Origin of the sequence: Microlunatus endophyticus, assembly GCF_014646195.1 — a bacterium.
Taxonomy (GTDB): Bacteria; Actinomycetota; Actinomycetes; order Propionibacteriales; family Propionibacteriaceae; genus Microlunatus; species Microlunatus endophyticus.
In genome coordinates, this window is sequence record NZ_BMMZ01000004.1 from 381,145 (window position 1) to 395,169 (window position 14,025).

A 14,025-nucleotide genomic window follows, 5' to 3' on the forward strand; every position below is an offset into this window, starting at 1 on the left:
ATCGTGTGAGTGAGCACCCAGCCGATCAGCAGCGCCTTGCCGACAAGAGCGCTGGCTACCGCAAACTGCCGGGAAGGTCGAGCCGTCTGATGAACAGATTCGTTCCGCTGGCCGTGAAGGCGTTCTTCATGGTCGTGCTGCACACCCCGCTGCACCCGCTGCTGAGCCGCCGCTGGGCGTCGCTGGAATTCACCGGGCGCAAGAGCGGCAAGGTGTTCCATACCCCGATCGGCTACTACCGCGAGGGTGACCGGGTCTGGATCACGACCGGCTCGCCCTGGTGGAAGAACCTGCGGGGCGGGGCCCGGGTGCGGATCCTGATCCGGCTGAAGGCGTGCGAGGGCACCGCGGACGTCGTCTCCGATCCGGTCGAGGCGGCCCGTCGGCTGCGGCAGATCCTGGACGCGGTGCCGACGCTGGCCTACCCCGGCGACGTGCGGATCGTCGACGGGAAGGTGAGCGATGCCGAGTTGGACCGGGTAATAGCCGCCGGACGCAAGGTCATGGAGATCCGGCTGCTGCCGGGAAGCTGACGACCCGACTGACGACCTGACTGACGATTTTGATGGGCGAATCTGACAGAGTGGGAGCTATGAGCGATCGAGACCTGGATCCGGCCGAATACGATGAGATTCCGGATGAGTCCGAGCAGTTGGACCAGGACCCGTACCAGCCCGATTCGGGCCTGGAGGACAGGGGTGTCGACGACGCCCTCGACGAGGGACTGACGACCCCGGAGAACTGGTCGGTGCTGGCCCGTCGCGGCGATCACGAGACGCTGGACGAACGGCTCGCCGAGGAGGAACCGGACAGCGACGACAGCTCGGACGACGACGACTTCATCGACGACGGCGAGGTCGGCCGCGAGCGCGCCGGTCGGCTGATCGATCCCAACGAAGGCATCGGTGATGACGAGGAGTCCGAGCTGATCGGTGAGGACGTCGGTATCGACGGCTCGGCGGCCAGCGCCGAGGAGGCGGCCGTGCACGTCGTCGACTCCCCGGACGAGCGAGGCTGACGCCCCGCTCCGCACGCAATCGGTCGGCGTAATCGTTGGGCGGATGCACTCGGGCTTACTAGACTCGACTCCAACCTGTCGAACCAAGCATGCGAGGAAGTTCTGAGTAGCACATCCCGTTCGGGCGCCGTGACGGTTCCGACTGCCGCGGGCGCCGAACTTGCGCCATCCGCATCATCTGCCCGGGCAGCGTCGGCCCCCGCCCCGGTTTCGAGCCGGGTGACCATCCCCACGTCGATCAACATGGTGAGCGTTCTCGGCCCCGGGGACGCCTTCCTGCGGATCCTCGAGCGGGATCTCGACGCCGATATCCACGTCCGTGGCAACGAGATCACGCTGACCGGTAATCCGACCGCGACCGAGATGGGCGCCGAGGTGCTCGGCGAGATCATCACCATCGTGCGGACCGGCCAGGGGATGACGAGCGACAACGTCGAGCGCCTGGTCACGATGATCGTCGAGCGTGACGAGGCGCGGCCGTCGGACATCCTGACCCACAACATCCTGTCCAGCCGCGGCAAGACGATCCGGCCCAAGACGCTGAACCAGAAGCGGTATGTGGACGCCATCGATAAGCACACCGTGATCTTCGGCATCGGTCCGGCCGGCACCGGCAAGACCTATCTTGCGGTCGCCAAGGCCGTCCAGGCGCTGCAGAACAAAGAGGTCAATCGGATCATCCTCACCCGTCCCGCGGTCGAGGCGGGCGAGCATCTCGGCTACCTACCAGGGACGCTGAGCGACAAGATCGACCCGTACCTGCGGCCGTTGTACGACGCCCTGCACGACATGATCGATCCGGAATCCATTCCCCAGCTACTGACTTCCGGAACTATTGAGGTCGCGCCGCTGGCTTATATGCGCGGCCGCTCGCTTAACGATGCATTTATCATTTTGGATGAGGCACAGAATACGTCGATGGAGCAAATGAAAATGTTCCTGACGCGATTGGGATTCAATTCCAAAATGGTGGTCACCGGTGATGTCACCCAGGTGGACCTGCCTGGCGGGACGCGCAGTGGTCTGCGGGCTGTCCAGGACATCTTGGACCAGGTGGAGGACATCGCGTTCTGTAGGCTGACCAACCACGATGTGGTCCGCAACAAGCTGGTCGGCAAGATCGTTGCCGCCTACGACAAGTTCGAGCAGAACGACAAAACGAACGAGCAGCGTCCGACGACAGGACACCGACGATGACCGTTGAGATCAACAACGAGTCCGGTTCGGAGGCCGACAGTACCGGCCTCGTCCGGCTGGCCGAATTCACGCTCGCGCAGCTGCGGATCCATCCGCAGACGGAGTTGTCCATCCTGCTGGTCGACGAGGACACCATGTCGGCCTATCACGAGAAGTACATGGACGAAGCGGGTCCCACCGACGTCCTGAGCTTTCCGATGGACGAGCTGCGGATCCCCGACGATGACGACGAGCCGCCGCTCGGTCTGCTCGGGGATGTCGTGCTCTGCCCGGCGGTGACCAGTCGGCAGGCGGCCGAACACGGGCGGACACCGGATGCCGAGGCCGAATACCTCCTGGTCCACGGTTTGTTGCACCTGCTCGGATTCGATCATGCCGAGCCTCAGGAGAAGGTCGAGATGTTCGGCCTCAAGGACAGGCTGCTGCAGTTGTGGGATGCCGAACGGGGCATGCAGGTGCACGGCCCGTCCGGTACGACCCCGGCTGGTTGATCATGGACCAAACCGACTGGATCCAGCTCGTCATCGCGTTGATTCTGGTGATCATCGCCGGGGTGCTGGCCGCAGCCGAGTCGGCCCTGCAATCCTTTTCCCGCTCCCGTGCCGAACGGCTGGTCGAGCAGGGCCGGCCGGGCGCTGCCCGGGTGCAGCAGATCATGGAGGATCCGCCGCGCTACCTCAACACCGCACTGCTGGTCCGTACGGTCTTCGAGATCTGCTCGATCGTGCTGGTGGCCCTGGTGGTCTTCGGCGAATTCCGGCACAGCTGGTCCCGGATCCTGCTCGCCTCCGTGATCATGATCGTGATCAGCTACGTCTGGTGGGGTGTCGCACCGCGCACTCTCGGCCGCCAACATGCCGACAAGATCGCCAGCGTGGTCGCCGGCCCGCTGGCCCTGATCACCGCCGTGCTCGGCCCGATCCCGAAGCTGCTCATCCTGATCGGCAATGCGCTGACCCCCGGCAAAGGATTCCGTGAAGGACCGTTCTCGACCGAGGCCGAGTTGCGTGAGCTGGTCGACCTTGCGGAGGCCAGCCAGCTGATCGAGAAGGGTGAGCGGGAGATGATCCACTCGGTCTTCGAGCTCGGCGACACCGTGGTCAAAGAGGTGATGGTGCCGCGTACCGACATGGTCTATGTCGAGGACACCAAGACCCTGCGCCAGGGCATGTCCTTGTGCCTGCGATCGGGATTCAGCCGGATCCCGGTGATCGGCGAAGGCCTGGACGACGTGGTCGGCATCCTCTACCTCAAGGACGTGATCAAACGCGTCTACGACAACCCCAAGGCCGAGAACACCGAGAAGGTCAGCCAGCTGATGCGTAAGCCGGAGTGGTGCCCGGATTCCAAGCCTGTCGACGAGTTGTTGCGGGAGATGCAGCTCAAGCACAGCCATCTGGTGATCGTCATCGACGAATTCGGCGGCACCGCCGGGATGGCGACCATCGAGGACATCCTCGAGGAGATCGTCGGGGAGATCACCGACGAGTACGACGTGGAGAACACCGACATCACCGAGCTCGGTGATGATCGCTACCGGGTCTCGTCCCGGCTGCCCGTCGACGAGCTCGGAGAGCTTTACGGTATGCAACTGGAGGACGAGGATGTCGAAACGGTCGGCGGACTGATGGCCAAGGTGCTGAACAAGGTCCCGATCGCCGGCGCGGTGGTGAAATACGGCGGCCTGGAACTGGTTGCCGAACGGTCCTCTGGCCGGCGCAACAAGGTCGGTACCGTCGTCGTCAGCCGGATCGATGAGGCTGCGCCCGCCGACGACGAGCATGCGATGATCATCCCGGCCACCGAATCCGATTCTGCGAAGGCGTCCTGATGAGCACTGAGCCTGTCGAGCATGCCCTGCCCGTTGAGAACCCGAGGCACCTGGAAGAGCCGACCGACCCCGAGGATCTCAAGATCATCACCTTGGCGCGTTCGGCCCTGGCCCGCACCCAGGCGTCGCAGGGTGCCAGCGTCCGCGACACCGACGGCCGGACGTACGCCGCCGCGACCGTCGACCTTGATCATCTGAAACTCTCCGCAGTGCAGGTGGCGCTGGCGATGGCAGTCTCCTCCGGAGCGCGCGGCCTGGAGGCCGTTGCCGTGTCAGGTGTCGGGCCCAGCGCGGATGATCTTGCTGTGATCGCGGATCTGCCGGGCAGCGGTGTTGTCGTCTGGGTCACCGATCCACGCGGCACGGTGACGGGCAGGATCACCGTCGATGGCTGAATTCCGCTCCGGCTTCGCCTGCTTCGTCGGACGGCCGAACGCCGGCAAGTCGACGCTGACCAACGCACTGGTCGGCACCAAGATCGCGATCGCCTCCAGCAAGCCGCAGACGACCCGGCACGTCGTCCGTGGCATCGTGAACCGCGAGGACGCCCAGCTCGTCGTGATCGACACGCCTGGTCTGCACAAGCCGCGGACCCTGTTGGGGGAGCGGCTGAATGATCTTGTCCGGGACACCTGGTCGGAGGTCGATGTGATCGGCGTCTGCCTGCCCGCCGATCAGCGGATCGGTCCGGGAGACACCTTCTTGGTCTCCGAGATCGCCAAGCTGCCCGAACGGCCCCGGCTGGTTGCGATCGCCACGAAATCCGATCTCGTCGGCGGCGACCGGATGGCCGAGCACCTGCTCAGGATCCAAGCCCTGGAAGCCGAGCTCGGGATCGAATGGGCCGAGATCGTCCCTGTGTCGGCCGTTGCCGGTCAGCAGCTCGCATTGCTCACCGATCTCCTCGTCGGTCTGCTGCCACCGGGCCCGCAGCTTTATCCGGACGGCGAGATCTCCGACGAACCCGAGGAGCAGCTGGTCGCCGAGTTGATCCGCGAAGCGGCCCTGGAAGGCGTACGGGACGAGTTGCCGCACTCGATCGCGGTCGAGATCGACGAGATGGGACTGCGCCCGGACCGTCCGGAGGACAAGCCGCTGCTGGACGTCTACGCGTCCATGATCGTCGAGCGCGAATCGCAGAAGGGTATCGTGATCGGCCGCCGAGGCAGCCGGCTCAAAGAGGTCGGCCAGAGCGCCCGCCACCAGATTCAGGCGATTCTCGGCACACCGGTCTACCTCGACCTGAAGGTCAAGGTGCTCAAGGACTGGCAGCGGGACGCCAAGCACCTGAACCGCCTCGGCTTCTGAATGCTCCCGTCAGACCCCGACCGGCCCGCCGAACCGGCACGGCTCGCCGTCCTTGATCGGTTCCTCGATGATCATCGCGGCCAGCTGCTGGCGCTGGCCGAGGACCTGGTCGCGGTCGACAGCCAGATACCCCCGTATGGCGACGAGGTCGCCATCGTCGGCGTGGTCCGGCAGCGGCTGCGCGACCTCGGCCTTCCGGTCGGCGATATCCTGGCTGCGGACCCGGACCGTCCCAACCTGGTCGCGACGCTGCCCGGCACCGGGTCGGCTGATGATCAACAGAGAGGTGGCCGACGCGGTCGCCGGTTGATGCTGTCCGGACATCTGGACACCAAGCCGGTCGGTCCCGCACGTGACCAGTGGCGTACCGATCCCTTGGTGCCGGAGGTGATGGACGGGATCCTCTACGGGCTGGGGACAGCCGACATGAAGGCCGCATGTGCGGCAATGATCATGGCAACCCATGCGGTCCGCGAAGCCTGGGGTCCGGTCGCCGGTGACGTCACGCTGGCACTGCTCGCCGACGAGGAGGCTGGGTCACGCTTCGGTGCCCGGTACGTTGCGCCGCTGATCGCCGCTCGCGCCGACGCCTGCCTGATCGGTGAGCCGGGCGGCTGGCAACACGACTACCAGGCCCTGCACCTGGTCTCCCGCGGCCTGTTCGCCTTCATGATCGAAGTGCGCGGGACCCAGTTGCACAGCAGCTTGTCCGACCGGATGCCGGCGGTCAACGCGACCGTCAAGCTCGCGGAGTTGATCACCGACCTCGACCGCTGGACCGGGTTGACCTACCAGCCGCACCCGCTCGGCGAGAGCGGTCCCACTCTGAATGTCGGGGTGCTGGTCGAGGGCGGTGTCTCGTACGGCACGATCGCGGGCCGGGCCCGCTTCGGTTGCGATCTGCGCGCACTGCCTGGGATGACGCCGGAGTCGATCCTCGTCGACCTGCGGAAGTGGCTCGACGCCAGGATGGCCGCGGACCCCGACCTCGACGCCGTGATCATTCCGGCACCGGAGCTCGAGTGGATCCCGCCGAGCGAGATCGCCGCCGACCACCCGCTGGTGGCTACCGTGACCGGCGCGTCTGATGCTGTCCTCGGCCGGGTGCCGCCGCTGTCGGTATTCCCCGGCGCCACCGATGCGCCGTGGTTCGACCTGGCCGGGCTGCCCACGATCCCGTCCTTCGGCCCCGGCGTCCTGACCTGGTGCCACGGCCCGAACGAACATGTCGCCGTCACCGCCATCGAGCAGGCAGCGAAGCTGTACGCCCGGTCGATCGTCGGCTTCTGCAGCTGACCCGTGAGCCCCGCTGCTTGTGTGTCGAATCACAATCCGGAAGTCCGTGAAATATATCCTGGCCAGCTGATTATTAGCCGACATATGCATCCATGATTCGCTCGGGCCTCGGTGTGGCGATTATGTGGCATAGGTCATGGGATTTGCCATCGTGTATTGCGCCGCGTACTATTGCGGCCCGTTTCTGCCCGGGATCTGTGGGTATTTCCGAGACGGAAGGTGGGATTCATGTTCGGGCCCCAGAACGTGCGCCGGCGGCTGAAGGTCGACGACATCACGGTTACCGAACCGGATGTCATCAAGCGGGCGATCGGCGCGGCGGCGATAGGCAACATCACCGAGTGGTACGACTTCGGTGTCTACGGCTACCTGGCGACGACGATCGACAAGGTCTTCTTCCCGAACCTGCCCGGCGCCCTCGGTGCGATCCTGACTGCGGCCCTGTTCGCGGTCGCCTTCCTGATCCGGCCGTTCGGCGGGATGTTCTTCGGTCCGCTGTCGGACCGCATCGGCCGTAACAAGGTGCTGGCCACGACCATGGTGATGATGGCCCTGGGCACCTTCGCGATCGGCGTCCTGCCGTCGTACGACGCGATCGGCATCGCAGCCCCCTTCCTGTTGCTGGCCTGCCGCCTGGTGCAGGGCTTCTCGACCGGCGGCGAGTACGGCAACGCCATGACCTTCATCGCCGAATACGCCCCGGATCGCCGACGCGGGTTCCTGAGTAGCCTGCTCGAGGTCGGCACCTTCTCCGGCTACCTGCTGGGCGCCGGCGTCTCGACCGTGATCGGCGCCGTGCTCGGCGATCAGCAGATGCTGTCCTGGGGTTGGCGGCTGCCGTTCTTCCTGGCGCTGCCGCTCGGCCTGATCGGCGTCTACCTGCGGTCGAGGCTCGCCGACACCCCGGCCTATCTGGAGTTGGAGAAGCAGTCGGAGGAACGCGAGAGCCAGAACAAGGTCTCCGGACAGTTCCGCGACATCTTCCGGCTGTGGCCCAACATGCTCGCCTGCATCGGGCTGGTGCTGGCCTGGAACGTCACCAACTACATGCTGACCGCCTACATGCCGAGCTATTTCCCGACCATGGCCAAGCTCCAGGGCAGTGGTGGCGTCTCGGACCTGACGTCGCAGCTGCTGCAGATCATCGTGATGGCGGTCTGTTGGATCGTGATCCCGATCATCGGCCGGCTGTCGGACCGGTTCGGCCGAAAGATCATCGTACGGCTGGGTTCTCTTGCCTTGATCGTCCTGTCGATCCCTTCGCTGCTGCTGATCAGGGCCGACAGCGTCGCCGCGATCCTGGCCGGCCTGCTGATCATGGGCCTGAGCCTGATCTGCTTCAGCGCGACGATGCCGTCGACCCTGCCGTCGCTGTTCCCGACAGTCGTCCGCGCCGGGGCGCTGTCGATCGCCTTCAACATCTCGGTCTCGCTGTTCGGCGGCACGACCTCCACCGTGATGACCGCCCTGGTCGGCACCACCGGCAACCTGATGTGGCCGGCGTACTACCTGATCGCGGCCGGCATCATCGGCATCGTCTCGATCCACCGAGTCCCGGAGTCCAACGGCAAGGCGCTGTGGGGCTCGACACCGGCAGCCGGTTCCCCGGCGGAGGCACGCGACATGGTGCGGGAGGCGGACCGGGTTCAGGTGGCCCGTTGATCATGGTGTCGGCCGCCCTGCGAGGATGGTCGTCATGAGCGATCGGATCTTCGAGTTGCGCACCTACGTCGCCAACCCAGGCAGGCTGACGGCCTTGCAGCGGCGTTTCCGCGAGCACACACTGGCACTCTTCGAGCGGCACAGCATGGAGGTGATCGGCTTCTTCACCCCCACCGAGGGCGAGGCCGCTGATCGGACGCTCGTCTACCTCCTGGCCTTCCCCGACCGAACCTCTGCGGACCGGGCCTGGGAGGAGTTCCGCGCCGATCCCGATTGGATCAAGGCCAAGGCCGACTCGGAGGTCGACGGCGTGCTGACCGAACGTGTCGACTCGGTCTTCATGGACCCGACCGACTACTCACCCCTGCACTGATTCAGCCCTGCTCGTCGAGCTTGAGCTGGTAGGTGTCGAAGAGCCGGGAGAAGGTGTAGCCGATCGCCTCGTTGGCGTTGATCATGTAGCTGTTGTCGGCGTTGTTCCAGGTCTCGATCCGCTCGATCTGCGGTTCGACCTCGGTCAGCCAGCGCATCATCTCCAGCTTGACCAGCATGCCGAGCCGGTGGCCGCGATGATCACGATGGACGGCGGTGTCGTACTGCCAGGCATAGGTCGGCTGCAGCGGATGGGTCATCATCACGGTGTGCCCGCCGATCTCGTCGGTCGCCTTGTGCCGTGCGAAGACCCGGTACATCCGCTCACCCTTGGCCTGGGCTGCGTTCTCGAAGTCCTTGAGCCGCTGGAGGTCGAATTTCTCATTCTCAAAGTCCAGGTCGCCCATCGGCGCGTCGTTGATCGCCTCGGTCACTGCCACGAGCTGTCCCAGCAGCTCGTCGTCGGTGGGCACCATCGTCCGGACCAGCTCGTAGTCGGGCGCTTTGTCCTGCGCCTCGGCGTACAGCCGATCCAGTTGATCTTGGTCAAGCTGGGCCGGGAACTGGTAGCGACGCGCCTCGTGGCTGGCGTAGCGGAAGCCGAACTTCTTCAGCAGGTCTGCCGATTCCTGGTCGTCGTTGGCGCAGCCGGACCAGACGGTGAAGCGGCCACGCTCACGGGCGCGGCGCAACAGTTCGGTGTACATCATCTCGCGATGACCCTGGCCACGATGGTCGGGATGGACGATCGCACCGACGCTGATCATGTGGAGATTGTCCCGCTGGGACGCATTGAGCCGGATCGACCCGACCGGCTCAGTGGCGCCGTCAGGGTAGTAGAGGTAGCGCTCCCCGGGCTCCAGGTCCCAACCGTATTTCAGGTCCCCGGCGACGAGCTCCGGAAGGGTCGGTGGATCGTCGGGATCGTCGACCGCACCGACCGCGTTGAACAGGTCGGTAAGGAGCTTGACGGCCGCTTCGTCGTCCGGGCGGACCTGTACATAAGGCATACCGGAGAGCCTGCACGGGGGCAGGCTCTCCGGTCCACTGGTTTTCGCTCCTCAGGGATTCCGGGTCCGACGGCAATTCCGGCTGTGGCGTCGCTACTGCTGCAGCCAGGCGGTCGCGTACGCCCCCAGCTCACTCGGATCGCCCGAGCTGATGATCAACAATTCGCCCTCGGGCAATGGCACGGCGGTGTCGCCGAAGTTGGTCACCGAGAGCCAGCCGTTCGGCCGCCGGAAGGCGAGCACCTCCGGTTCGCCGAGATCGACCCACTCGATCAGCTCATCGGTCTGCAGCCGGTGCCGCAGCGCCAGCGCGGCCCGGTAGAGCTCCAGTGTCGACGACGGATCGCCGTCCTCGACCGAAACCGCGAAATCGGCGAACCATTCCGGCTGCGGCAGATGCGGCGCTGAGCCCGTCAACTCATGCCCTGAGCCTGTCGAGGAGCTGAAGCCGTACGACGGCCCGTCTGCAGTCCAGGGCAACGGCACCCGGGCGCCGTCACGGCCGATCTGCTCCCCATCGGTGCGGAAGAAGGTCGGATCCTGACGGCGGCCGACAGGGATCTCGGCGACCTCGGGGAGCCCGAGTTCCTCGCCCTGGTACAGATAGGCACTGCCCGGCAGCGCCAGCGTCACCAGTGTTGCCGCCCTGGCCTGCGCCAGTCCGGTGGCCCGATCCTCCTGATCGCTCGGTCCGCCGGCCTTCAACCACTCCTGGCCGACCGACGGCCCGAACATGCCGGTCGCGTCCTCAGGGCCCAGGCCGTAGCGGGTGGTGTGCCGGATCACGTCGTGGTTGGACAGCACCCAGGTGCTGGACGCGCCGGAACGGGCAGCCAGGTCGAGATTCTCGGAGATGATCGCTCGGAACTGTGGCGCATCGAAGTTGGCGCGCAACAAGTCGAAGTTGAATGCCTGGCCCAGGCCCTCCGGGCTGGCGTAGCGGACCCGGCGGTGCGCCGGCACCCACGCCTCGGCGACCGCGGTCAGCGGCGGCGTGTAGCGGTTGAAGATCTTGCGCCATTCGGCATAGATGTCGTGGACGTCGTCGCGGTCCCAGATCGGGTGCGCACCTTCGGCGTACTGGCCCTCCAGCGTCAGGGTCGCGAAGTCCGGAAGCTCGTCGGGGAGCTTTTTGGCCAACATGTTGGCGACGTCGATACGGAAGCCGTCGACGCCGCGATCGCCCCAGAATTCCAACGTCTGCTGGAATTCGGCGTGCACATCCGGGTGATCCCAGTTCCAGTCCGGCTGCTCCGGGGCGAACAGGTGCAGATACCACTGGCCATCGGCAACCTGCGTCCATGCGGGGCCGCCGAAGACCGACTTCCAGTCCGACGGCGGCAGTTCGCCGCTGGCGCCGCGACCGTCGCGGAAGATGTAGCGCCGGCGTGCGGCCGAGCCCCGGCCGGCTTCGAGCGCCTCGAGGAAGTACCGGTGCCGGTTGGAGCTGTGGTTCGGCACGATGTCGATGATCAACTTGATCCGCGCCTCGTGCAGCCGTTTGGCCAGCTCGTCGAAGTCGTCGAGATTGCCGATCCTGGGATCGACGTCGCGGTAGTCGTCCACGTCGTAGCCGCCGTCGGCCAGCGCGGAGGGGTAGAACGGGCTCAGCCAGACGGCGTCGATCCCGAGGGCGACCAGGTAGTCGATGCGGGAGATGATCCCTTGCAGGTCGCCGATTCCGTCGCCGTTCCCATCGGCGAAACTGCGCGGATAGATCTGGTAAACCGCGGCCTGGCGCCACCAGTCAGCAGCGGTGCTGTCTTCAATCATGCGCCGAGCGTAGACCCCGCGGGCGCCTGTCAGGTCGTGAGGGTCCGCGGCCGCTTCCGGAGCTTGGATCCGACCAGGATTCCCGCCGCGACCAGGCTGCTGATCCCGATCAGGATCACGCCGGACAGTGGCAGCAGCCAGCTCGCCAGGGTGGTGCCGAGCGCGCTGGCGTGCTCGGGGAAGGCGTCCGCCGTGGCGCCGAGATCGACCAAGGCCGGCTGGCTGCCGGCGACCGGATCGCGGGCGCTGTCGGCCAGCAGGAAACCATGATCGTTTCCGGCGGTCACCAACCCGGTGACCGCCGTCGGCAACGGGTCTGCCGCCTTGGTGAACCGAGCGATCAGGTCCGGGGGCGATTCGGCCGGGACGGTGTGGGTCAGGCCGTCGTTCCTGGCCGAGCCGCCGTCCGGAATGGTGACCGTGGTGACCTGCTGGGCGGAGGTCAAGTCAGGGGGGCCTTCTGCTCGACCCCGCGCTGTTCGACCAGCGCCAGCCGGTGCTCGTCGACGACGTTGATGCTGCCGACCTCGACCGACCCCGTGTCGGATTCGGGCCGGTAGCCGTACCAGGTCCAGGTCTTGTTGTCGGTGTCGTAACGCCCCATCCGGAAGACACCGTCCGGGTCCCGCCGTAGGGGGCGGGCGAAGCTGACCCAGAGGTACTCGGTGCCGTTGATCGTCGTACCGGAGACTCCGCTGAGGCCGCCGGTGTCGGCCATGCCCTTGGTGACGTCGGCCGGTAGCGTGATCGAAGAGCCGACGTTGCCGTTGCGGTCGGCGATCAGCAGTCGGTTGTCGGCCGCATGGGCGCCGGTGGCGGCGATCACGAACTTGCCGTCCGAACGCTGGTAGAGCCCGGTCGCCTGGACACCGAAGGGCTTGTTGTTGCGCCGCAGGGTGATCGCCGAGTCGATCTTGGCGGGTTGTGTCGAGGTGTTGACGGACAGGATCTGGGTCGGGTTCTGCCCGGTGAGGGTGTAGACCTGCTCGGCGTGGAACTGGTCGGCCGCCAGCCCGACGGTGCCGTCCCAGCCGAGCGGCTTGTTGTCCGCCCAGGACGATTGCAGTGTCGGGAAGTCTGGGGCACCGGGCTTGAGGCCGAAGATGTCGCCGGCGGCGATCACCGCCTTCGCGGTGACGGTGATCGGCGCCGCGGCCTGTGTCGGCAGCAGCTGCCGATAGGACGGATCGGCCGGATGGGCCAGGCTGTAGGCGGCGGTGAAGTTGCCGTGCTTGACGCCGATGAACGCGTACGCGGTCCCGCCCAGCTCGCCGACTGCCACGGTGTCCGGTGAGGTGCCGCCGTGTCCGGAGTCCGCGTCGGCGTACAGGCCGTTCTCCACCGCCCGGTACTCCAGTCCGGTGCCGGAGTCCCACGTCAGCTTGCCCGCCGAGGTGTCGTAGACCGACCAGCTGCGGGTGCCCGGGCTGGTCGAGGCCAGCCGGTTGTTGTCGATCCAGGCGACTCCGGTCGGCCGCCGTTTCCGGCTCCAGAGGTTGTCGACGAGGTTGATGGCGCCGTCGGCGTGGGTGTCGATGCCGGTGACGTTGGCGACGCCCGCGCTGATCGCCCGGATCCGGCCGCCGTCCATGGCCCGGACGATGCTGATGCCATCGTTGTCCGGCAGCGTGATCGCGATCTTCCTGCCATCGGGAGAGTAGGCGATCTGATCGGGCTGGGGATCAGAACGATGCAGCAGACCCGACTTTGCATCGAGCCTGATCGTCGACGTCCGGCTGTGCCACCCCGACGGGGCGCCGGACAGGTGGCTGAGGAGCAGCAGGCTGCCGGTGTTCAGTGCGACCGCTGCCCGACGACCGTCGGAGCTGGTAGCGACGTCGGACGGCGTGCCGTCCAGGGTGATCGTGCCGAGTCTGCGACGGCTGCTCAGTCCGATGACCACGAGCGCATCGGAGCGCGCCACGAGCACCCGGTCCCCGGCGACCGCGACCGCGGTAGGACTGTCGATCGACACCCGCGCCAGGCGCTTCGGCGCCGCCGGGTCGGACAGCGAGCTGAAGGTCAGACCGGACCTGTCGATCGAGACCAGCGTCCGGCCGTCGTGACTGACGGCCGAGTCGGTCACGGTCGCGGCGGCAGCTCCGGAGTCGGTTGTGCTGGTCGGCCCGAGCCGGTGGAACGACTGGCCGGCGGTGCTACCGGGGCCGTCCGCGCGGGCGGCCCCGGTGGGCAGCACGACGGCCGAACCGAGCGTGAGAACGCCGGCACAGATCGCAACGAGGGCACGACGGGCAGGTGTGAAGGGTCGCTTCGTTTGCATTCAGGGACTTTCGGTTGGCAGGGCTGGTCCCGATGGCATCGACGGCGACGTCGACCAACGTCCACGCTACGGCAGGTTTGCGCACCTCCGTGTTGCCGTCCGGTTAAAGGTTGGTGAGGCTGCTACAGTGCTTCTCGTGGCTTTCCGCCTGCTCCTCCTTCGCTGCCGCAGCGAGTCCCGCTAAGGGTCGGCATCCTCGCTGCGGAGTTCGCCGTGCCACCGGCCCGCACCACTCGATGATCAGCGAGGAATGATGAGCAACCCAGACCACACCCCT

14 protein-coding genes are annotated in these 14,025 nt (G+C 66.3%); 10 read left to right on the plus strand and 4 right to left on the minus strand.

Features of this window, described 5'->3' with window-relative positions; genetic code table 11:
- Window positions 1-89: 89 nt before the first annotated feature.
- The 10 genes from IEY07_RS10820 to IEY07_RS10865 all read left to right on the plus strand — a co-directional run bounded on the left by IEY07_RS10820 (window position 90) and on the right by IEY07_RS10865 (window position 8,685).
- Window positions 90-533 (plus strand): nitroreductase/quinone reductase family protein, encoded by a 444-nt coding sequence (locus IEY07_RS10820; RefSeq protein WP_188895333.1) that lies wholly within the window; start codon window positions 90-92, stop codon window positions 531-533.
- Window positions 534-592: 59 nt separating this feature from the next.
- Window positions 593-1,018 (plus strand): DUF5709 domain-containing protein, encoded by a 426-nt coding sequence (locus IEY07_RS10825; RefSeq protein WP_188895335.1) that lies wholly within the window; start codon window positions 593-595, stop codon window positions 1,016-1,018.
- 243 nt (window positions 1,019-1,261) lie between these two features.
- Window positions 1,262-2,215, plus strand: a complete 954-nt coding sequence (locus tag IEY07_RS10830) for a PhoH family protein (RefSeq protein WP_188895447.1) — start codon at window positions 1,262-1,264, stop codon at window positions 2,213-2,215.
- Window positions 2,212-2,706: an rRNA maturation RNase YbeY gene (ybeY, locus tag IEY07_RS10835; RefSeq protein WP_188895337.1), complete on the plus strand. Its 495-nt coding sequence runs from the start codon at window positions 2,212-2,214 to the stop codon at window positions 2,704-2,706. Before IEY07_RS10830 ends, ybeY begins: the two co-directional genes overlap by 4 nt.
- A gap of 2 nt (window positions 2,707-2,708) precedes the next feature.
- On the plus strand, window positions 2,709-4,046 hold the full coding sequence (locus IEY07_RS10840) for a hemolysin family protein (RefSeq protein WP_188895339.1): 1,338 nt from the start codon (window positions 2,709-2,711) through the stop codon (window positions 4,044-4,046).
- Window positions 4,046-4,441, plus strand: a complete 396-nt coding sequence (locus IEY07_RS10845; RefSeq protein WP_229669949.1) for a cytidine deaminase-like protein — start codon at window positions 4,046-4,048, stop codon at window positions 4,439-4,441. Before IEY07_RS10840 ends, IEY07_RS10845 begins: the two co-directional genes overlap by 1 nt.
- Window positions 4,434-5,354 carry a GTPase Era gene (gene era, locus IEY07_RS10850; RefSeq protein WP_188895341.1) on the plus strand — a complete coding sequence of 307 codons (921 nt, stop codon included), beginning with the start codon at window positions 4,434-4,436 and terminating at the stop codon, window positions 5,352-5,354. Before IEY07_RS10845 ends, era begins: the two co-directional genes overlap by 8 nt.
- Entirely contained in the window at window positions 5,355-6,650 is a 1,296-nt protein-coding gene (locus IEY07_RS10855; protein WP_188895343.1) for a M20 family metallopeptidase, read from the plus strand.
- A 228-nt stretch (window positions 6,651-6,878) separates the two neighbouring features.
- On the plus strand, window positions 6,879-8,312 hold the full coding sequence (locus IEY07_RS10860; RefSeq protein WP_188895345.1) for an MFS transporter: 1,434 nt from the start codon (window positions 6,879-6,881) through the stop codon (window positions 8,310-8,312).
- Window positions 8,313-8,346: 34 nt separating this feature from the next.
- A complete protein-coding gene (locus IEY07_RS10865) occupies window positions 8,347-8,685 on the plus strand; it encodes an NIPSNAP family protein (RefSeq protein WP_188895347.1) in 339 nt (112 codons plus the stop codon).
- A 1-nt stretch (window position 8,686) separates the two neighbouring features.
- On the opposite strand, the gene IEY07_RS10870 is transcribed toward IEY07_RS10865, so the two are convergent.
- From IEY07_RS10870 to IEY07_RS10885, 4 genes are all read right to left on the minus strand, one after another.
- Window positions 8,687-9,694: a GNAT family N-acetyltransferase gene (locus IEY07_RS10870; RefSeq protein WP_188895349.1), complete on the minus strand. Its 1,008-nt coding sequence runs from the start codon at window positions 9,692-9,694 to the stop codon at window positions 8,687-8,689.
- Window positions 9,695-9,787: 93 nt separating this feature from the next.
- Window positions 9,788-11,467 (minus strand): glycoside hydrolase family 13 protein, encoded by a 1,680-nt coding sequence (locus tag IEY07_RS10875; protein ID WP_188895350.1) that lies wholly within the window; start codon window positions 11,465-11,467, stop codon window positions 9,788-9,790.
- Between the two features lie 29 nt (window positions 11,468-11,496).
- Entirely contained in the window at window positions 11,497-11,913 is a 417-nt protein-coding gene (locus IEY07_RS10880) for a hypothetical protein (RefSeq protein WP_188895351.1), read from the minus strand.
- Window positions 11,910-13,748, minus strand: coding sequence for an esterase-like activity of phytase family protein (locus IEY07_RS10885; protein WP_188895353.1), 1,839 nt, complete (start codon window positions 13,746-13,748; stop codon window positions 11,910-11,912). Before IEY07_RS10885 ends, IEY07_RS10880 begins: the two co-directional genes overlap by 4 nt.
- Window positions 13,749-14,025: the final 277 nt, after the last annotated feature.